Source organism: Kitasatospora sp. NPDC101235 (assembly GCF_044767505.1).
Lineage (GTDB): Bacteria > Actinomycetota > Actinomycetes > Streptomycetales > Streptomycetaceae > Kitasatospora.
The window spans coordinates 120,260-144,647 of sequence record NZ_JBIWNZ010000010.1 but is presented as its reverse complement, the minus strand read 5'-3'; the positions used below and the strand labels follow the sequence as shown (position 1 = coordinate 144,647).

Genomic DNA, 24,388 nt, shown 5'->3' with positions numbered 1-24,388 from the left:
TCCTTTGCCGGGACTTTACTACGGGGGTGCCGAGCGGCCCGGACGACGGGTGCTCCGTCGTCCGGGCCCGCTGGACCACCGACCGCCCCCTGTCAGCGCCGGTAGAAGACGCTCCGCGACCAGAAGTAGCCGACCAGCGTCAGCACGGTGCACCAGGCCAGGGCGCTCCAGGCGGCGCCGGCGCCGATCCCGGTGCCCATCAGCAGCCCGCGCAGGGTCTCGATCATGGGGGTGAAGGGCTGGTACTCGGCGAACCAGCGCATGGCCGTCGGCATGGAGTCGGTCGGCACGATGGCGCTGCCGATGAAGGGCAGGAACTGCAGCGGCATCGGCATGTTGCTGGCGCTCTCGACCGTCTTGGCCACCAGGCCGATGCCGGCCGATATCCAGGTCAGGGCGATGGTGAGGAAGAGCAGCAGGCCCGCCGCGGCCAGCCACTCCACCGGCCCGGCGTTCGGCCGGAAGCCCATCGCGAGGGCCGCGCCGATCACCAGGACCAGCCCGATCATGGTCTGGATGACGCTGCCGACCACGTGCCCCGCCAGGAAGGCGGAGCGCGATATGGCCATCGTGCGGAAGCGGTTGACGATGCCCTCGGTCATGTCGGTGCAGATGCCGATCGCGGTGACCAACGAGCCGGACGTGGCCGCCATCAGCACGATGCCGGGCGTGACGTAGTCGATGTAGTGACCGCCGCCGATCCCGGCGCCCAGCGTGCTGCCGTAGGCGTAGTTGAACAGCAGCAGCATCATGACCGGCATCACCACGACCGCGAAGGTCAGGGACGGGTACCGCAGCGCGTGCTTGAGGTTGCGGCGCAGCATGGTCAGCGAGTCGCTGAGCGCGTAGCCGGCCGTACCGGTGGCCATGCTCATCGCGCCCCCTCCCCGGTCAGCTGGAGGAACGCGTCGTCCAGGTCGGCCGTCTCCACGACCAGCGACTCGGCCTGCACGGACGCGTTGTCGAGCGTGTCCAGCACGGCCTTCACGGTGAGGACGGAGTTGTCCCCCGGGATCTCCAGCCTCAGCGCCTCGGCGTCGGCCGTGGCGTACTCGAACAGTGCGGCGGCGGTGGCCAGTCGGCCGGCGTCCGCGAACTGGAGCCTGATCCGCCCGCCGGGGGCGAGCCGCTTCAACTCCTCGGCCGTGCCCTCGGCGACGATCCGGCCGCCGTCCAGGACGGCGATCCGGTCGGCGAGCTGGTCGGCCTCCTCCAGGTACTGGGTGGTGAGGAAGATCGTCACCCCGTGGTCGGCGACCAGGCCCCGGATGATCTCCCACATGGTGCGCCGGCTGCGCGGGTCCAGCCCGGTGGTCGGCTCGTCCAGGAAGATCACCTTCGGGTCGCCGACCAGCGTCATCGCGAGGTCGAGCTTGCGCCGCATGCCGCCGGAGAAGGTGGTGACGGCCTTGCGGGAGGCCTCGGTGAGGTCGAAGCGCCGTAACAGCTCCTCCGCCCGCCTCCGCCCCTCCCGACGGCGGAGGTGGTTGAGGTCGGCCATCAGCATCAGGTTCTCCTCGGCGGTGAGCAGGTTGTCCACCGCCGAGAACTGGCCCGTCACCCCGATCGCCTTCCGCACCGCGTCGGCCTCGCGTTCCACGTCGTGCCCGGCCACCCGGGCCGAGCCGCCGTCGGTGGGGATCAGGGTGGAGAGGATCTGCACGGTGGTGGTCTTGCCGGCGCCGTTGGGCCCGAGCAGGGCGAACACGCTGCCCGCCGGGATCTCCAGGTCGACGCCCTTCAGGACCGCCTTGTCCCCGTAGGACTTGGTGAGTGCGGTCGCCGAGATCGCCGGGACCGCCGCGTTCGCCGCGTTCGCCGCCATCACGCCCTCCGGACGATGACGTTGCCGACCTGGGTGCGGCCGCGGACCTCGACCGTCTCCATCGCGTCGCCAGGGCCCTGGGTGGGGCCGAGGTCGTTGCGGACGCCACCGACCTTGGCGTGCACGTCGAGCCAGGCCGCGGTGCCCTCCGCGATGCCGACCTCCACGTCCCCCACGCTGGTCTGGAGGGTGACCTGGCCGCGGACCACCCGGCCGACCCGGATGTGGCCGTGGGCGGACTTGGCGTCCACGTTCCCCTCGGCGCGGCCGACGTGGATCCGGCCGTTGGAGGCGTTGGCGTGCAGCTCGCCGCGCACCTCGTCGATCTCGGTGTCACCGTTGCTGTTCTTGACCGTCAGCCGGCCGCCGACGGAGCCGACCTCGATCCGGCCGGAGCCCGTCACCTCGGCGTCGAAGGCCGTCCCTCCGAGCCGGACGTCGCCGAAGCCGCTGTCGAGCCGCACGCTGTCGGCATGCTCGACCTGGATCCGGCCGAGCGAGGTCTTCAGCCGGCAGGCGCCGAGCGGGCCCTCGGTGACGAACTCGGCCATCGGGGACTCGCTGTGGACCTCGGAGCCGACCGGCAGCTCGACCAGGATCTCGACCGCGCCCTTCTTGCTGGCGAAGACGGAGCGCTGCTTGGGGGTCTTGATACCGAGCCGGCCGCCGGAGAAGTCGACCTGGGTCTGTTCGGCGGCCTTGACGTCCGCCTCCTTGGCCGGGTTGGCCGGCCGGACCTCGACCACGGCGTCGGTGCGCTTGCTCGCCTTGATCCAGACCGAGCCGATGTCGAACTCAAGGATGGCGGAGATCGGTCCGTCGGTCTCGTACGTAGGCATGGCTGTCCCGTCCTCTTGACTCGTGTAGGTGTTCCCGCTGGTCGGAGCGGGGGTGACGTCGAAGGTGCAGAAGGTGGTGCGGGAGGTGGTGCGAGAGGTCGTACGGATGCTGCGGGTGCTGCGGAGGTGCTAGTGGACCCAGCCGGTGAAGCCCTGGCCGCCGACGCTGCGCGGGACCCGGCTGCCCGGGTCGGCGACCGGCCGGCGGGCCGGTTCACCGCCCTCCAGTGCGCCGGCCAGGGCGCGGACCAGCCAGGCGTTGAGCGAGAGGCCGGCCTCGGCGGCAGCCTCCTCCGCCCGGGCCTTGAGGTGGGCGGGCAGGCGCAGGTTGATCCGGGCGGTGCCCGTCTCGTCCGGCTCCGGCACCGCCGGTGGCGCCACCGACGGTGCGAGTGGCACCACCGGCACCACCTGCGGCGCCACATCACCGTGGAAGGCGTCCGATCCGGGCGGCGCCGTGACCACGAACTCCGGGTCGAGTCCGCGCAGGCGCACGTCCACCGAGCCGGGGGCGAGGTCGCGGGTGACTTCGCCCATGGCGGCCGAGAGCGCGTTGAGCAGGGTGAGCCGCACGGCCGACTCCAGCGGGAGCGTCAGCCGCTCGGCCAGCGCGCGGGCTTCGTCGCCGCCGGTGGCGGCGGCCACCGCGAGCTCGTTCCGGAGGTTTTCCACGTACGGCGTGAGGTCCATGGCCGATAGCTTGGCACAGCGATGGTGCCATGTCGAGTCATTAGTGGCACCACTTTGGCGCCATCGCCTGAGCGGGTCTGGCGCCAACGACGGAACCGCCCCGCCGACCGAGGTCGACGGGGCGGTTCACCAGGGGAAACGTCAGTACGGCAACGTCGGACTACGGCTGCTGCCAGCCCGCCAGGTAGGCGTCTATCTCCCCCGCCAGCCGGGTCTTGCCCGCCTGGTCCAGGAAGGAGGCCTCGACGGCGTTGCGGGCCAGGCCCGCCACCCCCGCCTCGTCCAGGCCCAGCAGCCGCGCCGCCACCGCGTACTCGGTGTTGAGGTCGGTGCCGAACATCGGCGGGTCGTCGCTGTTGACCGTCACCAGCAGCCCGGCGTCCACCATCCGCTTGATCGGGTGGTCCTCGATCCGCTCCACGGCCCGGGTGGCGATGTTGGAGGTCGGGCAGACCTCCAGCGGGATGCGGTGCTCGCCCAGGTGGTCGAGCAGCGCCGGGTCCTTCACCGCCTGGGTGCCGTGCCCGATGCGTTCGGCGCCGAGCACCCGGATCGCGTCCCAGACCGTCTCCGGCCCGGTGGTCTCGCCCGCGTGCGGGACGCTGCGCAGGCCGGCCGCCCGGGCCCGGTCGAAGTACGGCTTGAACTGCGGGCGCGGCACACCGATCTCCGGGCCGCCCAGACCGAAGCTGACCAGCCCCCCGGGGGCCAGCTCGGTGGCCAACCGGGCGGTCACCTCGGCCGACTCCAGCCCGGCCTCGCCCGGGATGTCGAAGCACCAGCGCAGCACCACGCCGAGCTCCTTCTCGGCGCGCAGCCGGGCGTCCTCGATCGCCTCCATGAAGGCGACCTCGGGGATGCCCCGGCGGACCGAGGAGTACGGGGTGATGGTCAGCTCGGCGTACCGGATGTTCTGCCGGGCCATGTCCTCGGCCACGCCGTAGGTGAGCGCGCGGACGTCCTCGGCGTCCCGGACCAGGTCCACGACGCTCAGGTAGACCTCGATGAAGTGCGCGAAGTCGGTGAAGGTGAAGTACTCGGCGAGCGCCGCCGGGTCGGTCGGCACCTTGGAGTTCCCGGCGTGCCGGGCGGCCAGTTCGGCGACCACGCGCGGCGAGGCCGAGCCGACGTGGTGGACGTGCAGCTCCGCCTTGGGCATCCCGGCGATGAACGCCTCGATGCTCCGGTCTGTGGACCCGATCCGACTGACACTGGGGCCGATCCGACTTCCGTCCGGCTGGACCACGGTGGTTCCCTTCTTCCTTCTACGCGCGTACCGAAGACAGTTGCTGGCAAGGATAGGCCGTGCCCGGGATCACCCGCCGGGGGATCACCTCCAGGGGGATCAGCCCCCGAGCGCGACCGCCACCGTGTGGATCAGCAGCCCGGCCAGGGCGCCGACCACGGTGCCGTTGATCCGGATGAACTGGAGGTCGCGGCCGACGTTGGCCTCGATCTTGCGCGAGGCGTCGTCGGCGTCCCAGCTCGCCACCGTCTCGGAGATCAGCGAGGTGATCTCGGTGCGGTAGGTGTCGACCAGGTACTGGGCGGCGTCCTGGAGCCAGCCGTCCACCTTGGCCTGGAGCTTGGGTTCGGTGGCCAGGCGCTCGCCGAAGCGGCGCACGCCGTCGCGGATGCGCCGGCGCAGTTCGCTGTCCTCGTCCTCGGCCGCACTCATCACCAGGGAGCGCACGGCCGCCCAGGTGGAGTCGATCAGGTCCTGCACCTCGGGGCGGGCCAGCAGCTCGCCCTTGGCCCGCTCGACCCGGGCGATGGTCTCCGGGTCGGTCTGCAGCTCGGTCGCGAAGTCGGCGAGGAAGTTGTCGACCGCGCCGCGCGCCGGGTGGTCGGGGTCGTCCCGGATCTCGGTGACGAAGCGCAGCAGCTCCTTGTAGACCCGCTCGCCGACCTGCTGGTCGATGAACCGGGGCGTCCAGCCCGGGGTCTTCTGGGTGACCTTCCGGACCACGTCCTCGTGGTTGGTGGTCAGCCACCCGTGCGCCCGGACCGCGACGAGGTCCACCACCCCGCGGTGCCCGCCGTCCGCGACCACCTTGCCCAGCATCCGGCCCATCGGCTCGGCCACCGAGGTGGCGGCGGCCCGCCTGGTCACCGCCTCGGCGACCACCGCCCGCACGTCGTCGTCGCGGAGCACCGCGAGCAGGCCGCGCAGCGCCGCCGAGGCCTCCTTGGTGACCCGCTCGGCACTGCCCGGCGCGGCCAGCCACTCCCCCAGCCGGCGGCCGATGCCGAGCGCCGCCAGGCGGCCCCGGACCACGTGGCCGGAGAGGAAGTTCTCGCCCACGAAGTCGCCGAGCGAGCGGCCGAAGGCGTCCTTCTTGGTCGGGATGATCGCGGTGTGCGGGATCGGCAGGCCGAACGGACGGCGGAACAGCGCGGTCACCGCGAACCAGTCGGCCAGCGCGCCGACCATGCCCGCCTCGGCGGCGGCCGCCACGTACCCCGTCCAGGGGCCGGCACCGGCCGCACCGGCCCAGGTGGAGAGGACGAAGACCAGGGTCGCGAAGGCCAGCAGGCCGGTCGCGATGGTCTTCATCCGGCGGACGCCGCGTCTCTTCTGCTCGTCGGCCGCGGTGAACCGGACCCCGGGGCCGGTCCCGCTGAAGGCATCGTCACTCACCCCGCCAGTCTGCCTGTTGCCCGGAGTGGACGGGGGCGTGCCTCGCGATCACGCGCCCCAGGCAGGGGTCACGCGCCGGCCGGGACAGGCTTCACACCCTCCCGGCCGGGCCGCTCACCGCCCCGCCCGGCCCGCTCTCACCCCGGACGGGGCGGGCTTCACGCCCCGCCCAGCACCATCCGCCGCACCTCCGTGCCCGCCCAGCGCTTCGGGTCCGTGCACCGCCGCCCGTCCAGCAGCACCCGCACCCCCGGCAGGTCCACCGGCGTCAGGTCCCGGTACTCCGGGTGGTCCGCCTGCAGCACCGCCGCCACCACCGGCTCCCCGCCGTACGGCGGCAGCCCGAGCGCCGCCAACTCCTCCGCCTCGTAGAGCGGGTCGCTGACGTACGGCCGCGCGCCCGCCGACCGCACCGCCTCGACCAGCGGGAACACCCCGGAGTGCGCCGTCTCCTTGACCCCGCCCCGGTACGAGGCACCGAGCACCAGCACGCCCTGCCCGGCGATCCCGCCCGGCACCGCCCCCGCCAGCACGCCCGCCGCGTACCCCGGCACGGCCAGGTTGGCCTCGCGCGCCGCCCGGACCACCGTCGCGCCCGGGTCGTTCCACAGGTACAGCCGCGGGTACACCGGGATGCAGTGCCCGCCGACCGCGATGCCCGGCCGGTGCAGGTGGCTGTACGGCTGCGAGTTGCAGGCGTCGGCGATCTCCGCGAAGTCCACCCCGACCTCGTCCGCGTACCGGGCGAACTGGTTGGCCAGCGCGATGTTGACGTCCCGGTACGTGGTCTCGGCGAGCTTGCTGAACTCGGCCGCCTCCGCCGAGGCCAGTTCCCAGACGCCGTTGGGCCGGGGCAGGTCCGGGCGCGGGTCGAAGTCCAGCACCGCCCGGTAGAACTCGGCGCCGCGCCGGGTGGAGGACGCGTCCAGGCCGCCGACCAGCTTGGGGTAGCGCCGCAGGTCGGCGAAGACCCGTCCGGTGCGGACCCGCGCCGGGCTGAACACCAGCGCGAAGTCCGCCCCGGCCACGAGCCCCGACCCGGCCGCCAGCCGGGGCGCCCAGCGCTCCCTGGTGGTGCCGACCGGCAGGGTGGTCTCGTAGCTGACCAGGGTGCCCCGGCGCAGTCCGGCCGCGACGGCGTCGGTGGCCGCGTCGAGCAGGGCGAAGTCCGGGCTGCCGTCGGTGGCGATGCCCAGCGGGACGACCAGCACCACGGCCTCGGCCCGGGCCGCCGCGGCCGTGGCGTCGGTGGTGGCCCGCAGCCGGCCCTCGGCGACGACCCGCTTGAGCGCCTGGTCCAGGCCCGCCTCCCGGGGGAACGGCGGCACGCCCCGGTTGACGCCGTCCACCACGTCGGGCGCGGTGTCCGCGCCGGTCACCCGGTGGCCCTTCAGCGCGAACTGCACCGCCAGTGGCAGGCCCGGCCTGCCCAGCCCGACCACGCAGACGTCCAGGCTCATCCCCGTCCTCCGTTCACCGAGTCGGCCAGCCGGCGCCACGCCGGGTGGCGCCGCAGCCCGCGCCGCAACTGCTCCGGGACGAGCCCGCGCCACAGCTGCCGGGCGAGGTTGAGCGGCGGGGCGGCCACCTCGGCCGCCTCCTCGCGCAGCAGGAACAGCTCGTCCGGCAGGCCGAGCCGGGCGTCCCGGAACGCCGGGTAGCCCGCGTACTGCCGCCGCCCGTCCGCCACCACCGGTGGATCACCGTGCGCCGCCTCGTAGCGGATCTGGTCGCGCAGCGCCTCCGGCCGTACCGCGCAGGCGAGTTCGATCCGCACCCGCTCGGCGACCGGCAGCCGGTGGTACACCTCGCGGGCGCCGAACCGCTCGACCAGCCGGGCGACCTCGACGCACACCCGCTCCTGCACGTCCTTCGACAGCAGCAGGAAGCCCTCCTGCAGCAGGCGCGGCACGTCCCAGGCGAAGCCGCGCGCCCGAATGGCGTCCAACTCCTCGCCCGGCCGGGCGAGTTCCGCGGCCACCTGCTGGAGCGCGGCGATCCCGCGCAGCCGGTCGAGCACCCCGGCCCGCTCGGTGACGTTGCTCCGGTCCTCGCGCAGCACCAGGAAGTAGCAGTCGTAGGAGGCGAGGACGGACACCCTGGCCGCGCGCAGGCAGGCCTCCAGGGTGAACGGCTGGTCCGCGAAGACCTTCAACCCCTCGTCGCGGCGCAGCCCGTGGCGCCGGACCAGGTCGAGCCGGAACAGCTTGGCGTCGGCCAGCGCCCAGGCCAACGCGGAGTCGGCGAAGCCCACCGACTCGGCGTCGGCGTGGAAGAGCCCCTGCGGCACCAGCCGCCCGTTCACCCCGACCTGCTTGGGCACCACCACGTCCGAGCCCCAGGCGTCGGCGGCCGCGACCAGCCGCTCCAGCGCCTCCTCGCCGAGCCAGTCGTCCGCGCCCAGGAACAGCACGTAACGGCCGCGGGCCAGCTCCAGGCCGCGGTTGGCCGGGGCCGCCGGGCCGCCCGAGTTGGGCTGGTGCACCACCGTGAACAGCCCGGGGTGGCGGGCGGCGTACTCGTCCAGCAGCTCCCCGCCGCCGTCCGTGGAGCCGTCGTCCACGGCCACCACCTCCAACCGCCCCGGCGCCAGCGACTGCCCGACCAGCGAGTCCAGGCAGGCGGTGAGGTACGGCATGGTGTTGTAGACCGCGACCACCACGGTCACGTCGGGTACGGCCATCGGGCGGCGGGCCTCCGGTTCCGGCATCGGCGAATGATGCCGGATCAACTCGTGGCGAGGTCCCGGGGTAACGATCATCACCCGCACCGGCGACAGGGAACAGAACACCTTCCCGGCCACCGCACGGACGCGCGACGGCCGGAGAACGAAGGAAGGGGGAGCACGTGATCGTCTACAGCGACCACCTCTACGGCCGGAAGGTCGGCGTCGTCTCGGACGTCATCCCCCGGGTCCTGGCCGGGGGCGCCGCCCTGCTGCTCCTGTTCGACCGACCGGCAGCAGGGCGGCCGCACCTCAGCCGATCGCGACCTCCGCGTACATCCGGGCGATCACGTCCTCGATGGCCGGCTCGCGCACCGACAGGTCCACCAGCGGGTAGCGCGCGGCGACCGCCGCCACGATCGGCGCGGCGCTCTCCTCGGCCGGGAAGGCCAGCCACTGGCGCGGTCCCTCGACCCTGGTGACCCGGGCCCCGGGCACCTCGACCGGGTGGGCGAGCTCCTGCGCGAGGTCCACCACCAGCGTCCGCTCGCTGCGGCCGGTGGTGTGCAGGCCCTCCAGCCCGCCGTCGTACACCACCCGGCCGTGGTCGATCACCATCACCCGGTCGCAGAGCTGCTCGATGTCGGTCAGGTCGTGAGTGGTGAGCAGCACGGTGGTGCCGCGGTCCCGGTTGACCTCGCGCAGGAACTCGCGCACCTTGCCCTTGCTGAGCACGTCCAGACCGATGGTCGGCTCGTCCAGGTAGAGCACCTGGGGATCGTGCAGCAGCGCCGCCGCGAGGTCGCCGCGCATCCGCTGGCCGAGCGAGAGCTGGCGCACCGGGGTGTCCAGCAGGCCGCCGAGGTCGAGCAGTTCGACGCAGCGGCCGAGGTTCTCGCGGTACCGGGCGTCGGGGATGCGGTAGATCCGGCGGGCTAGTTCGAAGGAGTCGCGCAGCGGCAGGTCCCACCAGAGGGTGGTGCGCTGGCCGAAGACGACGCCGATCCGGCGGGCCAGCGCGACGCGTTCGCGGGCCGGGTCGACGCCGGCCACCCGCAGCCGCCCGGAGCTGGGGACGAGGATGCCGGTGAGCATCTTGATGGTGGTGGACTTGCCGGCCCCGTTGGGCCCGATGTAGCCGACGCACTCGCCGGCCTCGACGGTGAAGCTGAGTCCGTCCACCGCGCGGACCTCGCGTTTGGCCCGGCTGAACCGGCCGGTGCGGGTCCGTACGGTGAAGCTGCGGTGGACGTCCTGGAGTTCGATCAGTGCCATGGAAGCTCCTTCAGGGGGTAGGGGGTTCAGCTGCCGGTGCCGCGGTAGGCGCGCAGCCCGGCGCGCCAGGCGAGCCCGGCGGCGAGGACGCAGACCGCGGCGGCGACCGGCGAGGCGAACTGGAAGGCGGCGGGCAGGCCGAGCGGGTCGGGCCGGTCGAGGATGCGCAGCGCGGGCAGCCAGTTGACGAAGGCCAGCGGGACGCCGAAGACCACCCCGGCGACCAGCTCCTTGGCGAAGATCGTCGGCGGGTAGTGCAGCAGCGTCGCGCCGCCGTAGGTGAAGGAGTTCTGGATCTCCTTGGACTCGCCCCACCAGAACTGGACGGTGGCGCCGCCGATGAAGACGGCGCCGAAGATGACGGTGCCGCAGACCAGCAGGACGGGCACCAGCAGCACCCGGTCCCAGGTCCAGTGCACGTCCAGGGCGGCCAGCGACCAGACCAGCACCGCGACGGCCTGGAGCGGGCGGCCGAGCCGGCGCAGCGAGAAGCGTTCCGCGCACAGCTGGGAGAGCGCGGGCGCGGGCCGGATCAGCATGGTGTCCAGCGAGCCGCTGACGATCCGCGCACCGAGCCCGTCGGCCGAGCCGACCAGCAGGTTGGCGACGCCGAGCGAGAAGGTGGCGGTGGCGTACAGGAAGGCGATCTCCGGCAGGCTCCAGCCGCCGAGCCGGTCGGTGTGCAGGAACATGATCACCAGCACCACGAAGTCGAGGGCGTGGATGACCACGCTCGCCACCAGGTTCAGCGCGAAGGAGGCCCGGTAGGCCATCATCGAGCGCATCCACATCCGGGCGCAGAGCCACCAGGAGCGCAGCGCCCAGGCGGCGCGGGGCACGAAGGGCTCCCGCACGAAGGGCTCCCGCACGAGTTGCTCAGCCACCCTGCACCACCACCCTGCGGGTGGCCAGCCACTGGGCGCCGCGCCCGGCGGCGAGCAGCGCCGCCGCCCAGCCGAGCTGGAAGCCGAGCGCCCCGGGCACGGCGGTGCCGGCCGTCCGCTCCAGGAAGACGTCGGTGGGGACGTTCACCAGCGCAGACCAGGGCAGCGCCCGGCCGAGCTCGCCGAGCCAGCCGGGGAACAGCGCGACCGGCAGCAGCATCCCGGAGAAGAACATCGAGACCACCAGCATCACCGAGCGCACCCCCTCCGAGTCGTGCAGCCAGAAGCCGGTGATCGAGACCAGGAAGCGCAGCCCGAAGCTGACGACCACCGCCAGCAGCACGGAGAGCAGGAAGAAGGCCCAGGTCAACGGGTGTTCGGGCAGCCGGATGCGGAACACCAGGGCGCCGATCAGCATCGGCACGGTGCCGCGCACCAGTGCCTGGAAGCCGGCCCGGCCGAGGTCGGAGGCCAGCCACCAGCCCTGGAAGTCGACCGGGCGGTAGAGGTCGACGGCGATGTCACCGCTGCGGAAGCGCTCCTGGAGGTCGTCCTGGAAGCCGCCGCCCCAGACCGCGACGGTGACCAGCAGGCTCTGGCTGACCCAGATGTACGTGACGGCCTGGCTCTGGTCGTAGCCGCCGAGGCCGGGGCGGGCCTGCCAGAGGGCGAGGAAGGTGTAGGCCAGGATGATGCCGAAGACGGTGTTGGTGAAGGTGCCGGCCACGGTGGCGGCCCGGTAGGTGGAGTAGCGGCGGAAGGCGCCGCGGGCAACGGCGGCGTAGAGCATATTGTCTCCTTGTCGACAAATACGGGCAGGGATATGCCCTTCGACATCCGCGCACACCCCAGCGGCTCCGACCGGCCGTACCCGGGGGTGCCGGGCCAGGCGGGCGGAGCTGCGAAAGTGGGTGCGCTATGTGGTTTGCACCTTTCACCGTACCTCCGGCCCGCACCACCCGCACCCGATTTTTCGCCCCCTGACCCGACGTCAAATAGCAGATAATCGCGGCATGACCTTGAGCACCCGACGCCAGGCCAAACGGGCCGCCCGCCGCGAGGCCCGCCGCGCCCTACCGTTCTGGCGCCGGCTCCTGCCCACCTGGCGGGTCACCCTCGGCACCCTCACCGCACTGATCCTGCTCGCCGTCGGTGCCTTCGCCGTGCTCTACGTCATCGTCCCGGTGCCCGACCCCAACGCCCACGCCGTCGCCCAGAACAACATCTACCTCTACGCCGACGGCACCACCGAGATCGCCCGCACCGGCGCCGTCAACCGCACCGACGTCACCATCGACCAGATCCCGCTCCAGACCCAGCAGGCCGTCGTCTCCGCCGAGGACCGCTCCTTCTACCAGAACCGCGGCATCGACCTGAAGGGCATGCTCCGGGCCGGCTGGAACACCCTGCTCGGCAGAGGCATGCAGGGCGGCTCCACCATCACCCAGCAGTACGTCAAGAACTACTACCTCACCCAGGACCGGACCATCGAGCGCAAGGGCCGCGAACTGCTCATCGCCCTCAAGGTCGACCAGCAGCGCGACAAGCGCGAGATCCTCGCCGGCTACCTCAACAGCAGCTACTTCGGCCGCGGCGCCTACGGCATCCAGAGCGCCGCCCACGCCTACTACGGCGTCGACGTCTCCCAACTCACGCTCGGCCAGGGCGCCTACCTCGCCTCCCTGCTCCAGGCCCCCAGCCTCTACGACGTCAGGACCGCCACCCCCGCCAACCGCGAAAAGGCCGTCGCCCGCTGGAACTACGCCCTCGACGGCATGGTCCAACTCGGCTTCCTCACCCCCGCCGACCGCGCCGCCACCACCTTCCCCGACCCGATCGACCCCCAGCCCGCCACCGGCCTCGCCGGCCAGGCCGGCTACCTGGTCGGCGTCGCCGACGACTACCTCATCTCCTCCGGCACCCTCGACGCCGCCACCCTCAAGGCCGGCGGCTGGCGCATCACCACCACCTTCGACCAGCCCCGGCAGAACGCCTTCGCCAAGGCCGTCCAGGACCAGCTCACCGGAGAACTCGACCCCCAGGCCCGCCCCGACACCGACACCGACGTCCGGGCCGCCGGCGCCTCCGTCGAACCCGCCACCGGCCGGGTCGTCGCCGTCTACGGCGGCCCCGACTACGCCAAGCAGCCCTACAACGACGCGCTCCGCCAGGACAACCAGATCGGCTCCACCTTCAAACCCATCGACCTCGCCGCCGGCCTGGTCGCCCAGCACTCCCCCGACGGCCGCCCGATCACCACCGAATCCCGCTACGACGGCACCAGCGAACGCCCCGTCACCGGCGGCCCCACCCCGTACGCCCCGCCCAACGAGGACGACATCGACTACGGCAACATCACCCTGCGCTACGCCATGGTGAAGTCCGTCAACTCCGTGTACGCGCAGGAGGGCGTGGACGCCGGACTCGCCCGCGTCCGCGAGACCGCCGTCAAACTCGGCATCCCCGACGCCGTCCGCGGCATGGACCCGGCCAACACCTCGATGACCCTCGGCACCGCCACCCCCAGCGCCCTCGACCTGGCCGGCGCCTACGCCACCCTCGCCGACCACGGCCAGGCACACACCCCCTGGTCCGTCCTCAAACTCGAACGCGTCAATCCCGGCGGCGCCGTCGACGTCCCCAAGATGCCCGAGCACAACCCCACCCAGGCACTCGACCGGGAGATCGCCGACTCCGTCACCGACGTGCTGCGCGACGTCATCAGCCCGCACGGCACCGGCGCCGCCGCCCTCGACCTGGGCCGCCCGGCCGCCGGCAAGACCGGCACCACCGACTCCAACCTCTCCGCCTGGTTCGCCGGCTACACCCCCGAACTCGCCACCACCGTCGGCCTGTTCCGAGAGCACCCGAAGACCCACGCCAAGGAACCGCTGTCCGGCACCGCCGGCCTCACCCGGATCAACGGCGGCACCTTCCCCACCCGGATCTGGACCGCCTACATGACCGCCGCCCTCAACGGCACCCCCACCCAGGACTTCGACCTCCAGGCCGGCCACGGCGCCCCCGAAGCCACCCCCTGGCCCACCGCCCCCGTCAGCACCACCCCCAGCGCCACCACCACCCCCACCGGCGGCGCACCCACCAACACCGACCCGGCCCCCGGCACTCCCCCCGGCCACGCGCCCGGCGCCCCCGCCACCACCGCACAACCCGCACCCGGCCCGACCGCCCCCAGCCCGCAGGCCACCAAGCCGACCACGGACCCGGAACAACCCAGCCCCGCCCCCAAGCCCACCCCGCCCCAGCCGACCCGTCCCACCACCCTGCCCAGCGCCACCGGCGCGCCCACGAGCCGCCCGGCGGCGCCGCCCACGCCCTAGTGGCACGATACAGATTTCACAGCTCCTGCCATGAAACGACTACTCATCCTTGGGCAGTAGTGTTATCGAGTTGTCAACATTGTTCCCTGAGTTGTTGGTAAATTGCGCCTGTATGGAGTCGGGGACGTTGACATCCATCGAATTTGACCCAATGAACGGGACATCCCAGTGGACGTGAATCACAGTCGGCCCTGGTCCCGCCGGCCCGCCCCCCAGGCGGTAGTCGATGAAACCCTCGGTGCCGGTCGCGGTCCCACGCGAGTCGCTCTGCCATTGGCTTCTGGCCCTATCTCCCACGGCGGCGTCAGGGAGGACGCCATCGTGCCATTCACCATGAGACAGGCCGAAGTCGTTCACGAACATGTCATTGCCCGTGTGGTTATGAAGTGTGATGTTGCAGCTTATGAACGGCATAACCTCCATCTCCCCTATCTTCCACTCCCCCACGATCCAAGTCTCCCCCCGCCGCAGGAGCCGTGCAACCACGCCGCCGGGTCGACTCCCACCCGAACGGCCGGCCAATCTTGACAGCCTTGGCCAATAACGCTGCACGGCCCCGAAGGAGTCCACCAAGGGCGCGGACCCGCGATGAACTGCACTAAGCCACCTTTTTGGTTTTTGACTCGCGGTGAATTCAGCTGGCGGGGCTGACCACTTGGCCCCTTGAGTGGCTCTCAGGAATGAAGAATGAACCGGCAGAGACCGGCGAGATCGCATTCGGTCAGGCGAGCGACGCTCATATCTGCCGGGCGGATGACTGGCCGTCGCCGGGGGGGTGATCTTCAAGGCCGCCGCGACCTCTTCGAGAGTAGTACTACAGCTGGTTTTCTTACTGTCGGTTACGTCGGGTGCGGTTGCATGCGTCCCGAGGGCGGAGTAAAAAGCCAGCCACCGCCACGTTACGTGAACCGGCTGTAGACATCGGCCACCCATGCCGATCAGCCCCCGTGTTCCCAGGGGGCTGTCGCAACTCTCCTTCACCCGTTCGTCGCCTCAGAGGTACAGCCCGGTCGAGCCCTCCGTGTCGCCGAATCGGGTCGCGGCGACGGCGTGCAGGTCGCGCTCGCGCAGCAGCACGTAGGTGGCGCCGCGGACCTCGACCTCCAGCTTGTCCTCCGGGTCGTACAGCACCCGGTCGCCGGGCTCCACCGAGCGCACGCTCTGGCCCACCGCGACGGCCTCCGCCCAGGTGCACCGCTTGGACAGCTCCGCCGTGGCAGGGATCAGGATGCCGCCGGTCGACCGGCGCTCGCCCTCGCCGCCCTCGATGCGCACCAGCACGCGGTCGTGCAGCATCCGGATCGGCAGCTTCTCGCCGAGCCGGTCGTGGCGGGCGGGCTCGTGCGCGTGGTCGGAGCGGGTCGCTTCGTCGTTCGTACTCACGGTCCCGAAGGTACCTCCCCCGGGCGCGGAGCGTGACGCTGGCCCGGCATGCGGAAGGCCGGGCACCAGTTGCGCCCGGCCTCCTCCGTCCCCCGGAGTTCAGCCCTTGCGGCGCTTGCGGGCCGAGGCGACCAGCAGCACCAGGCCCACGCCGACCAGCGCGGCCGGGACGACCCGCTCCCGGCGCGGCTGCCCGTGCTCGTCCACGAACTGCGCCCGGACCTTCTCCACCACGCCGCTGGCGGCCACGTACGCCCGGGCGGTCTTCTCCTCGACGGCGGCCGCCGCCTTGGCCTTGACCTGGGCGGAGATGGTGCTCGGGTGGACGCGGACGGCCAGCTCGTCCAGGGTCGACGCCAGCCGGTCACGCGTCCGCTCGATGTCCGCCTCGATCTGGGCGGTCGTCCGCGCCGACTTGTCCTGCGTGCTCGCCTCGCCCACTCGGGCCACCCCATTCACTTGCCGATGTTGTTCCGTCCGATCCGTGCGATCGGTTCGACTGACCCAGTGTGTCAGCTGCCGCACACGGCCGCGCGGCCCCACCCACCATCGGAGGTAAGTTTGCCGTGGTACGACCGCCCGTCCCAGCCTCCAGGAGAGTACGACCGTGAGTGAGCGTCTCCAACCCGGCGACACCGCGCCCGCCTTCAGCCTGCCCGACGCCGACGGCAACCAGGTGTCCCTCGCCGACCACGCGGGCCGCAAGGTCATCGTCTACTTCTACCCCGCCGCCCTGACCCCCGGCTGCACCAAGCAGGCCTGCGACTTCACCGACAACCTGGAGGTCTTCGCGGGCGCCGGCTACGACGTCATCGGCATCTCCCCGGACAAGCCGGAGAAGCTCGGCAAGTTCCGCGAGGCCGAGAACCTCAAGGTCACCCTGCTCTCCGACCCGGACAAGAAGGTGCTGGAGGCCTACGGCGCCTTCGGCGAGAAGCAGAACTACGGCCGCACCTACCTCGGCGTGATCCGCTCCACGGTGGTCGTGGACGAGCACGGCAAGGTCGAGCACGCCTTCTACAACGTGCGGGCCACCGGCCACGTCGCCAAGCTGCTGCGCGACCTCAAGGTCGGCGCGTAGGGACGGGCCGGGACGACGAAGCGGTGGCGGCGCACCCCCCGACCGGGTGCACCGCCACCGCCGTCCCTCACCTCAGCGGACCGCCCTGATCAGCAGGCCCCGAGGTCGCTCCAGACGCCCCACGCACCGCCGGCCGCGGGGTCGTCGCCCTTGGTCCACCACTTGTTCTGGTAGTAGTGGCCCTTCCACGAGACCTTGGTGGGGGTCGCGTAGGTGGTGCCCGCGTCCCAGCTCGGGGCGGCCGTGCAGGTGCCCGAGGTCGGGGTCGGGGTCGGCGTCCCGGTCGGGGTCGGCGTGCCCGTGGGGGTCGGCGTCGGGGTGGCCGTCTGCGACGGCGTCGGGGTCGGCGTGCCGCCGTCCACCGCGCCACGGGTCAGGTCGCCCTTGATCCCGTACAGCGTGCCGCCCACGTTGACCGTCCAGTTCGACGGCGTGGACACCGGCAGGTAGTAGACGAAGTCCATGTCGATCGAGGCGCCCGGCGCCAGCGACTGCCAGCCCGGCAGCTTGACCGACACCCGGTTGTAGGTGCCCTTCAGACCGCCCACGTTGCCCGGGCCCGGGTTGTCCTGCTTGATGACCTGGAGGCCGAAGCCGGACTGGTCCTTGGCGTTGCCCGGGGCCGAGTTGCCGTAGTCGAACTGGAACTCGGTGCCGCCCGGCAGGGTCAGCGTCGAGTTGTTGACGATGTGCAGCTTCGGGTTGATCGGGTAGTTCGAGTCGCCCAGCGCGAAGTTGGTGAACGACACGTCGATCGGCAGGGTCTGCTGCGGCAGCGCGGTCGTCGAGCGGGTCGCGCCGTACGGGGCCGCCGACTTGAACTTGTCGTACATCAGCGAGGTCAGCGTCGAACCGGGGACGTACTGGCCCTTGCCGCCGTTGGCGGTGGCGTCCCACCTGTAGTCGCCCGCGAGCTCCCAGATCATCGCGCCGCCGGCGCCCTGGTTGACGATGTAGTCCGCCTTGGCGCCCACCGACTGCTCGTCCTCGGTGGAGAGGAACACCTTCTTGGTGTCGTTCCACAGCCACGGCGCCACCAGGATGGAGCTGTAGTTGCGGGTGTAGGTGCCCTGGAGCGCGGTGTCGGACACCCCGTACTTGGCCAGGTAGTCGGGCAGGATGCCCTTCTCCAGGTTCTTGGCGTGCCACATCGGGTTCGACCCGGCCGGGGACTCCTTGCCCGCGTCGTCCTTGTCGTTCCAGATGTTGTCGATGCCGACCGCACCGTCACCGCAGGCGGTCAGACCGGAGCCGGCCGGGCAGGTGGTCGCCGAGGCGGTGCCCCAGAGGCCGTTGGTGCCGCCCTGGACGTTCTTGAAACCGCGGGTGTAGTACGGCAGGCCGACGTTGATCCGGCCGCCGGGCATCGAGCCGCGGAAGTAGTGGTACGACCAGTCGGCGTTGAGGTAGCCGATGCCGCCGTACTGCGCGGTGCCGTAGACGTTGGCGGCGGCCAGCTCGCCGTCCTTGCCGTCGTCGAACAGCGAGGCGTTCGGGCCGACGTACTTGTTCCAGGCGCCGTGCAGGTCGTACGACATGATGTTGACGTAGTCCAGGTACTTGGCCACCTGGAAGGTCTCCATGCCGCGCAGCAGGTAGCCGGAGGACGGGGCGGCGACCGACAGCAGGTAGTGCTTGCCGTCGGCGGCGCCCGCCTTGTCCAGGCTCTCGCGCAGGGTCTTCATCAGCGCCGCGTAACCCTTGGCCAGCGAGCCGCGCTTGGCGTTGGCAAGCTGCCAGTCCAGCGGGTTGCCGGCATCCTTCATCGAGGTCGGGTACTCGTAGTCGATGTCGACGCCGTTGAAGCCGTACTTGCGGATGAAGTCGACCGAGGAGGCGGCGAAGGTGTCGATGCCGGCCTGGTTGACGCTGCCGTCCGCGTTGACGGTCATCGAGTAGAAGCCGCCGGAGTTGACGCGCTTGCCGTCGTCCCCGAAGTAGCCGCCGGTCTCGGTCCAACCGCCCACCGAGATCAGGGTCTTGACGTTCGGGTACTGCTTCTTGAACTTCGTCAGCAGGTTGAAGTGGCCCTTGTACGGCAGGCTCGGGTCCAGCTCGGCACCGGGGACGCCGGGGAAGGAGATCCCGGTGGCCTCGTTGGTCGGGCCGTCGGTGCCGACCGAGAGCTTGTTGTCGCCGCCGACGTGGCCGAAGGCGTAGTTGAGGTGGGTGACCTTGTCCCAGGGGACGTCGTTCACGAGGTACGGCGCGTCGCCGTTCTTGCCGGTGCGCCAGCCGGTGAAGTAGCCGATGATGCGGCGCTGGTGGTCCGCGCCCATCTTCTCGCGCCCGCCGGTGTCGTAGACGGAGCAGTACGGGACGTCCACCCCGGGCGTCTGGTACAGGCCGTCCGGGCGGCAGGCCGCGTTGTCGACGGCCGCCGACGCCTGCGAGGGCGCCGCACCGAGCGTCGCCATGAGCAGCCCGGCCAGACTCGCCGCTGCCAACGAGGCCACACCGGCGCGTGCCGCCGGGCTCTTCCGGCGGTGGGCAGCGGTGGGACGCCGCTCCGCCGTGTTTCGGATCAACACTCGGTCCTCCAGGAGAGAGTGTCAGCGCGTGCCCGTGGGGGAGCACGCACGTGGGGGATTGCAATTGGCGCAGAAGCTATGTGGTCTGGACCACGCAGGTCAATAGGTCTGTACCAATTGGTAATCAACGGCCAAACACCACAGGTCGAGACCCTCCGGCAATCAGTCAGGCCCTGGCCGAAACCCACCCCTACCCGTAACCGAACCCCGCGCCGATCGTTCGCATACCCGGGGGACGGGCGCACGACTGCCCGAAGGGGACGACCATGCCGGTCAAGTACACCCGCGAACTGCTGGCCGAGGCCGCAGCCGCCGCGACCACGCTGGACGAGATGCTGATCGCACTCGACCGCGAACCCAACCCGTACAACCGCTCGTACCTGCGACAGCGGATCAAGGCGTACGGCATCGACGCCTCACACTTCCCCGAGCCCGGAACCTGCTACACGAAGGAGCTCCTACAGGAGGCCGTTTCCGCCTCGCAAAGCGTGGCCGGAGTGCTCCGCTACCTCAACCGGCCCCAGGCAGGCGGCACTCAGGCCCATGTCGGGCGGCGCATCAAAGCCCTCGGGATCGACACCTCTCACTTCACCGGGCAGTCCCACAACCGCGGCAAGCCCTCTCCGAGGCGGTTGCCTCCGGGGGAAGTCCTCGTGCGACGCCCAGCGGAGGCCAAACGACTGCCCGGATTCCGCATCCGCCGGGCCCTGGCGGAACTCGGCCGAGCAGAGGAGTGCCAGGGCTGCGGCACCGGCCCCGAGTGGCGCGGGCAACCGATGACCCTGGAGGTCGATCACATCAACGGCGACTGGTCGGACAACCAGCCGGACAACCTCCGACTGCTCTGCCCGAACTGCCACTCCGTCACTCCGACCTACTGCAGGCGGAAGAAGAGCGGCCACACGGACCGGTGACCGGCGAAACGAAGGTGCCAGTCGTTCCACGCGCCCAGTAACATGATGGCCAGCAGGACAGGCGGCCGTGGCGCAGAGGCGACGCAGACGGTTTAGGTCCGTTGGCCCGTGAGGGCTTGAGGGTTCGAATCCCTTCGGCCGCACTAGGAAAACCTTCAAATCAAAGGCCCCGACCGAGTTGGTTTCGGTCGGGGCCTTTGGTTCTTCTCAGCCCAGGAGGTCCTTCACCACCGGCGCCAGGGCGCGGAAGGCCTGGCCGCGGTGGCTGATGGCGTTCTTCTCCTCCGCGGTGAGCTCCGCGCAGGTGCGGGTCTCGCCGAGGGGCTGGAGGATCGGATCGTAGCCGAAGCCGCCGTCGCCGGCCGGGGCGGTGCGCAGGGTGCCGAGGAGGCGGCCCTCGACGACGCGCTCGGTGCCGTCGGGGAGGGCGAGGGCGGCGGCGCAGAAGAAGTGGGCGCCGCGGTGCGGCTCGGCGATGTCGGAGAGCTGGGCGAGCAGCAGGTCGAGGTTGGCCCGGTCGTCGCCGTGCTTGCCGGCCCAGCGGGCGGAGAAGATGCCGGGCGCGCCGTTGAGCACGTCCACGCAGAGGCCGGAGTCGTCGGCGACGGCGGGCAGGCCGGTGGCGCGGGCCAGGGCGTGCGCCTTGAGCAGGGCGTTCTCGGCGAAGGTGACGCCGGTCTCGGGGACGTCCGGGATCTCCGGGTAGGCGTCGGCGCCGACGAGTTCGACGTCCAGGCCGGCGTCCGCCAGGATGGCGCGGAGCTCGGTGACCTTGTGCTGGTTGCGGGTGGCGAGGATCAGGCGGGTGGACATGTCACCCACCCTATCGAGTGGCCGGGGACCGTCAGCCGGTGCAGATCGAGGTGAGGTTGCCGGCCGCGTCCCCGAGCGGCTTGAGGTCCGGGACCTCGTTCTTGTCGGCGGCCCGCTGCACGTTCTCGACCTGCTTCTGCAGATCGGTCACGGCCTTGGCGACGTCGGTGTTCTTGGAGTTCTTCCCGACCTGGTCGAGGTCGTTCTTGAGCTTCTGCAGGGCCTTCCCGGCGACCACCGAGTCGTTGCTCGCGTTGTCGTAGGCCTTGGTGACGTCGGCGATGTCGCCGGTGATCCTGACGGCGGTGTTGCCGCAGTCGAGCGCCTTCTGGGCGGCGGAGCAGCTCACCATGCTGAGCGGGAGGATCGCGATGAGTCCCGCCACGGCGAGGGCGGTGGGGCGGGCGATGCTCGACGGCATCCGGTCCTCCTGTGGGGCGCGGGTTCCGTGGGTGGGACGCGCGCCGGGGGGTGCGCGGTTCCCGCAGCGGGAGTGCTGCGGGAACCGTACGGTCTCCGGGCCCGGCCTGTACAGCAGGCCGACCGTTCGGCGGGCCGTTCGCGCCGCGGCCCGCGCCCGCGTCCGTACCGCGGCCCGAACGGCCGCCGGCACCGCGGGGCTGACCGTGCGTCTGATCCCGTCCACGGCTGCGGGGCCCGCGCGGGTTCAGCCCTCCAGGGCCTTGCGCTGGATCTCGTCGAGCTCGGCGCAGCCGAGGCTGCCGAGGTCGAGCAGCCGGTCGAGCAGGTCGCGGTCGAACGGGGCGCCCTCGGCGGTGCCCTGGACCTCGACGAAGCGGCCGTCGGAGGTGCAGACGATGTTCATGTCGGTCTCGGCGCGCACGTCCTCCTCGTACTGGAGGTCGAGCATCGGGACGCCGTCGATGATGCCGACGCTGACGGCACTGACGCCGCCGGTGATCGGCTGGCCCTTGGCGCGCAGCAGCTTCTTGTCGCGGGCCCAGGCGACGGCGTCGACCAGGGCGATGTAGGCGCCGGTGATGGCGGCGGTGCGGGTGCCGCCGTCGGCCTGGAGGACGTCGCAGTCGAGGACGATGGTGTTCTCGGCGAGCGCGCGGTGGTCGACCACGGCGCGCAGCGAGCGGCCGATGAGCCGGCTGATCTCGTGGGTGCGGCCGCCGATGCGGCCCTTGACGGCCTCGCGGTCGCCGCGGGTGTTGGTGGCGCGCGGGAGCATGGAGTACTCGGCGGTGACCCAGCCTTCGCCGCTGCCCTTGCGCCAGCGGGGCACGCCTTCGGTGACGCTGGCGGTGCACAGCACCTTGGTGTCGCCGTAGGAGATGAGGACGGAGCCTTCGGCGTGCTTGCTCCAGCCCCGTTCGATGGTGATCGGGCGGAGCTGTTCGGGGGTGCGGCCGTCGATGCGTGACATAGGCACTGAGCGTAGTCGCTCCGGGGGCGGCGCCGGATGCGCCGCGGCCCGCCGTCCCCCTGAGCAGGTCGGCGGGCCGGGCGGGCTGAGCCTGGGTGGCTCAGCTCACATCATGTCCTCGATGTCGGCGGCGATCGGGTCGGCGTCGGTGCCGATGACGACCTGGATCGCGGTGCCCATCTTCACGACGCCGTGGGCGCCGGCGGCCTTGAGGGCGGCCTCGTCGACCAGGGCGGCGTCCTTGACCTCGGTGCGCAGGCGGGTGATGCAGCCTTCGACCTCTTCGATGTTGTCGATGCCGCCCAGACCGGCGACGATCTTCTCAGCCTTGCTGGCCATCTGTTTCTCCCTCTGTCTCGGCCCTTCGGCGGCTCTGCCGGGTGCCGTCCTGCGCTGGTGCTGGGGTGTCCCTCGACCGCCGGGCGGTGAGGTCCGTGCCGGTGGCTGACGCGGGTTCGGCTGCGGTCGTGCCGGCGAGCAGCGCGACCAGCATCACCCGTGCCGGTCCGGTCCGCCACGTTAGTCCACTTTTGGCCCATTTCGGCGGGCAGGCTCCCGATCGCCGCCCGAGGATGACGACCAGTGGGGCTCACGCCTCCGGAGTGCGGCCCGCTTCCAAGTGGTCTACACCAATATATGTGTACTCCGAGGAACGCGGGAACGGCCCCGGGTGTTCCCGAGCCCCGCCCGAGGGTCCCGCAGGAGCCCTGGGGCCGGCAACCGCTCCCGGAGGGCGAAGGATGAGTTCGGCAGGCGCCACGGCTCCGCAGACCACGTGGTGGCACGCCTTCTACGGCGGCCTCCAGAAGATGGGCCGTTCCCTGCAGCTCCCGGTGGCGGTGCTCCCCGCCGCGGGCATCCTCAACCGGCTCGGCCAACCGGACGTGTTCGGCAGGGACGGGCTGGGCTGGGACGACGTCGCGAAGGTCTTCGCCGCCGCGGGCGGCGCACTGCTCGACTCCGCCTTCGGTCTGCCGATGCTGTTCTGCGTCGGCGTCGCGATCGGCATGGCGAAGAAGGCGGACGGTTCGACGGCGCTGGCCGCCGTGGTCGGCTTCCTGGTCTACTACAGGGTCCTGCACGCCTTCCCGGAGAGTTGCAGGCCGCCGACGGTGCTGGTCGGCGACCAGTGCGTGGACTACGGCTCGGCGAAGGCTGCGGCCGCGACGTACCAGAACCCCGGCGTGCTGGGCGGCATCCTGATCGGCCTGATGTCGGCCTGGCTGTGGATCCGGTACCACCGCACCAGGCTGGTCGACTGGCTGGGCTTCTTCAACGGCCGCCGCCTGGTCCCGATGATCACCGCCCTGGCCGGCATGCTGACCGCCGTGGTGGCGCTCTGGGTCTGGCCGCCGATCGGCCGCGGCCTGAACGACTTCTCGCAGACCCTCTCCGACCTGGGTGCGGGCGGCGCCGGCATCTTCGGCGTGTTCAACCGCGCACTGCTGCTGATCGGCATGCACCAGCTGCTGAACACCTTCGTCTGGTTCCAGTTCGGGGAGTTCGTCAGGCCGGACGGCACGATCGCGCACGGCGACATCCCGCGCTTCCTGGCGGGCGACCCGACGGCCGGCCAGTTCCAGTCCGGCTTCTTCCCGATCATGATGTTCGCGCTTCCGGCGGCCGCCCTCGCCATCGCGCACTCGGCGAAGCCGACCCGGCGCAAGGAGATCTACGGCCTGATGCTCTCGGTCGGCCTGACCTCCTTCGTCACCGGCATCACCGAGCCGATCGAGTACTCCTTCGCCTACATCGCCCCGGCCCTGTACGCCGTGCACGCGCTGTTGACCGGCGCCTCGATGGCGGTGACCTGGGGGCTCGGGGTGCACGACGGGTTCAGCTTCTCGGCCGGCCTGATCGACTACGTGATCAACTGGGGGCTGGCCACCAAGCCATGGCTGATCATCCCGATCGGCCTCTGCTTCGCCGTCGTGTACTACGCGCTCTTCCGGTTCATCATCATCAAATTCAACCTGAAAACACCGGGCCGGGAGGACGAGTCCGAGGTCGAGGACGTCACCAAGGCCTGAAACCGAGCGTCACCGGGGTTATCCCCGCAATGGCCTCCGGACCGACGGGTTCGGGGGCCTTCGCCATTTCGGAAAGGCCCGCC

At 71.2% G+C, this 24,388-nt stretch carries 23 protein-coding genes and 1 tRNA gene; 5 read left to right on the top strand and 19 right to left on the bottom strand.

Features of this window, described 5'->3' with window-relative positions:
* Positions 1-92: 92 nt before the first annotated feature.
* The 11 genes from ACIRRH_RS18875 to ACIRRH_RS18825 all read right to left on the bottom strand — a co-directional run bounded on the left by ACIRRH_RS18875 (position 93) and on the right by ACIRRH_RS18825 (position 11,609).
* Entirely contained in the window at positions 93-875 is a 783-nt protein-coding gene (locus ACIRRH_RS18875; protein WP_403068247.1) for an ABC transporter permease, read from the bottom strand.
* Complete coding sequence (locus tag ACIRRH_RS18870) at positions 872-1,825, bottom strand: ATP-binding cassette domain-containing protein (protein WP_403068244.1); 954 nt, start codon at positions 1,823-1,825, stop codon at positions 872-874. The genes ACIRRH_RS18875 and ACIRRH_RS18870 overlap by 4 nt, the downstream gene beginning before the upstream one ends.
* Positions 1,825-2,664 (bottom strand): DUF4097 family beta strand repeat-containing protein, encoded by an 840-nt coding sequence (locus ACIRRH_RS18865; protein WP_403068241.1) that lies wholly within the window; start codon positions 2,662-2,664, stop codon positions 1,825-1,827. The genes ACIRRH_RS18870 and ACIRRH_RS18865 overlap by 1 nt, the downstream gene beginning before the upstream one ends.
* Positions 2,665-2,793: 129 nt before the next feature.
* Entirely contained in the window at positions 2,794-3,354 is a 561-nt protein-coding gene (locus ACIRRH_RS18860) for a toxin-antitoxin system HicB family antitoxin (RefSeq protein ID WP_403068238.1), read from the bottom strand.
* Positions 3,355-3,514: 160 nt separating this feature from the next.
* Positions 3,515-4,555 (bottom strand): adenosine deaminase, encoded by a 1,041-nt coding sequence (locus ACIRRH_RS18855; RefSeq protein WP_403068577.1) that lies wholly within the window; start codon positions 4,553-4,555, stop codon positions 3,515-3,517.
* Between the two features lie 144 nt (positions 4,556-4,699).
* Complete coding sequence (locus ACIRRH_RS18850) at positions 4,700-5,995, bottom strand: DUF445 domain-containing protein (protein WP_403068235.1); 1,296 nt, start codon at positions 5,993-5,995, stop codon at positions 4,700-4,702.
* Positions 5,996-6,153: 158 nt separating this feature from the next.
* Positions 6,154-7,449: a nucleotide sugar dehydrogenase gene (locus ACIRRH_RS18845; protein ID WP_403068574.1), complete on the bottom strand. Its 1,296-nt coding sequence runs from the start codon at positions 7,447-7,449 to the stop codon at positions 6,154-6,156.
* Positions 7,450-7,451: 2 nt separating this feature from the next.
* Positions 7,452-8,705, bottom strand: coding sequence for a glycosyltransferase family 2 protein (locus tag ACIRRH_RS18840; RefSeq protein ID WP_403068232.1), 1,254 nt, complete (start codon positions 8,703-8,705; stop codon positions 7,452-7,454).
* 267 nt (positions 8,706-8,972) lie between these two features.
* Positions 8,973-9,935: an ATP-binding cassette domain-containing protein gene (locus ACIRRH_RS18835; RefSeq protein WP_403068229.1), complete on the bottom strand. Its 963-nt coding sequence runs from the start codon at positions 9,933-9,935 to the stop codon at positions 8,973-8,975.
* 26 nt (positions 9,936-9,961) lie between these two features.
* Entirely contained in the window at positions 9,962-10,819 is an 858-nt protein-coding gene (locus ACIRRH_RS18830; protein WP_403068226.1) for an ABC transporter permease, read from the bottom strand.
* Positions 10,812-11,609 carry an ABC transporter permease gene (locus ACIRRH_RS18825; protein ID WP_403068223.1) on the bottom strand — a complete coding sequence of 266 codons (798 nt, stop codon included), beginning with the start codon at positions 11,607-11,609 and terminating at the stop codon, positions 10,812-10,814. The genes ACIRRH_RS18830 and ACIRRH_RS18825 overlap by 8 nt, the downstream gene beginning before the upstream one ends.
* A 223-nt stretch (positions 11,610-11,832) precedes the next feature.
* Here ACIRRH_RS18825 and ACIRRH_RS18820 point away from each other — a divergent pair, with 223 nt between their 5' ends.
* Entirely contained in the window at positions 11,833-14,160 is a 2,328-nt protein-coding gene (locus ACIRRH_RS18820) for a transglycosylase domain-containing protein (protein ID WP_403068220.1), read from the top strand.
* A 39-nt stretch (positions 14,161-14,199) separates the two neighbouring features.
* On the opposite strand, the gene ACIRRH_RS18815 is transcribed toward ACIRRH_RS18820, so the two are convergent.
* From ACIRRH_RS18815 to ACIRRH_RS18805, 3 genes are all read right to left on the bottom strand, one after another.
* Positions 14,200-14,607: a hypothetical protein gene (locus tag ACIRRH_RS18815; protein WP_403068217.1), complete on the bottom strand. Its 408-nt coding sequence runs from the start codon at positions 14,605-14,607 to the stop codon at positions 14,200-14,202.
* Between the two features lie 546 nt (positions 14,608-15,153).
* Positions 15,154-15,456, bottom strand: a complete 303-nt coding sequence (locus tag ACIRRH_RS18810) for a co-chaperone GroES (RefSeq protein WP_049655715.1) — start codon at positions 15,454-15,456, stop codon at positions 15,154-15,156.
* A 186-nt stretch (positions 15,457-15,642) separates the two neighbouring features.
* On the bottom strand, positions 15,643-15,984 hold the full coding sequence (locus tag ACIRRH_RS18805; protein ID WP_403068214.1) for a DUF3618 domain-containing protein: 342 nt from the start codon (positions 15,982-15,984) through the stop codon (positions 15,643-15,645).
* Positions 15,985-16,150: 166 nt separating this feature from the next.
* Between ACIRRH_RS18805 and bcp the strand changes: the two genes are divergently transcribed.
* Entirely contained in the window at positions 16,151-16,624 is a 474-nt protein-coding gene (bcp, locus tag ACIRRH_RS18800) for a thioredoxin-dependent thiol peroxidase (RefSeq protein ID WP_403068211.1), read from the top strand.
* Positions 16,625-16,713: 89 nt separating this feature from the next.
* Here the strand turns inward: bcp and ACIRRH_RS18795 are convergent, their stop codons facing one another.
* A complete protein-coding gene (locus ACIRRH_RS18795; RefSeq protein WP_403068571.1) occupies positions 16,714-19,041 on the bottom strand; it encodes a chitinase C-terminal domain-containing protein in 2,328 nt (775 codons plus the stop codon).
* Positions 19,042-19,421: 380 nt separating this feature from the next.
* Between ACIRRH_RS18795 and ACIRRH_RS18790 the strand changes: the two genes are divergently transcribed.
* Together ACIRRH_RS18790 and ACIRRH_RS18785 are read left to right on the top strand one after the other, a co-directional pair.
* Complete coding sequence (locus tag ACIRRH_RS18790; RefSeq protein ID WP_403068208.1) at positions 19,422-20,069, top strand: HNH endonuclease signature motif containing protein; 648 nt, start codon at positions 19,422-19,424, stop codon at positions 20,067-20,069.
* 61 nt (positions 20,070-20,130) lie between these two features.
* Positions 20,131-20,212 (top strand) — tRNA-Leu (locus ACIRRH_RS18785).
* 64 nt (positions 20,213-20,276) lie between these two features.
* On the opposite strand, the gene rdgB is transcribed toward ACIRRH_RS18785, so the two are convergent.
* From rdgB to ACIRRH_RS18765, 4 genes are all read right to left on the bottom strand, one after another.
* Positions 20,277-20,882, bottom strand: a complete 606-nt coding sequence (gene rdgB, locus ACIRRH_RS18780; RefSeq protein ID WP_403068205.1) for an RdgB/HAM1 family non-canonical purine NTP pyrophosphatase — start codon at positions 20,880-20,882, stop codon at positions 20,277-20,279.
* 31 nt (positions 20,883-20,913) lie between these two features.
* The gene (locus ACIRRH_RS18775; protein ID WP_403068202.1) at positions 20,914-21,303 is read right to left on the bottom strand and encodes a hypothetical protein; all 390 of its coding nucleotides are present in this window, start codon (positions 21,301-21,303) and stop codon (positions 20,914-20,916) included.
* A 246-nt stretch (positions 21,304-21,549) separates the two neighbouring features.
* Positions 21,550-22,275, bottom strand: coding sequence for a ribonuclease PH (gene rph, locus ACIRRH_RS18770; protein WP_363385736.1), 726 nt, complete (start codon positions 22,273-22,275; stop codon positions 21,550-21,552).
* A 105-nt stretch (positions 22,276-22,380) separates the two neighbouring features.
* A complete protein-coding gene (locus tag ACIRRH_RS18765) occupies positions 22,381-22,614 on the bottom strand; it encodes a glucose PTS transporter subunit EIIB (protein ID WP_030284095.1) in 234 nt (77 codons plus the stop codon).
* 401 nt (positions 22,615-23,015) lie between these two features.
* Here ACIRRH_RS18765 and ACIRRH_RS18760 point away from each other — a divergent pair, with 401 nt between their 5' ends.
* Positions 23,016-24,305: a PTS transporter subunit EIIC gene (locus tag ACIRRH_RS18760; protein ID WP_403068198.1), complete on the top strand. Its 1,290-nt coding sequence runs from the start codon at positions 23,016-23,018 to the stop codon at positions 24,303-24,305.
* Positions 24,306-24,388 lie beyond the last annotated feature (83 nt).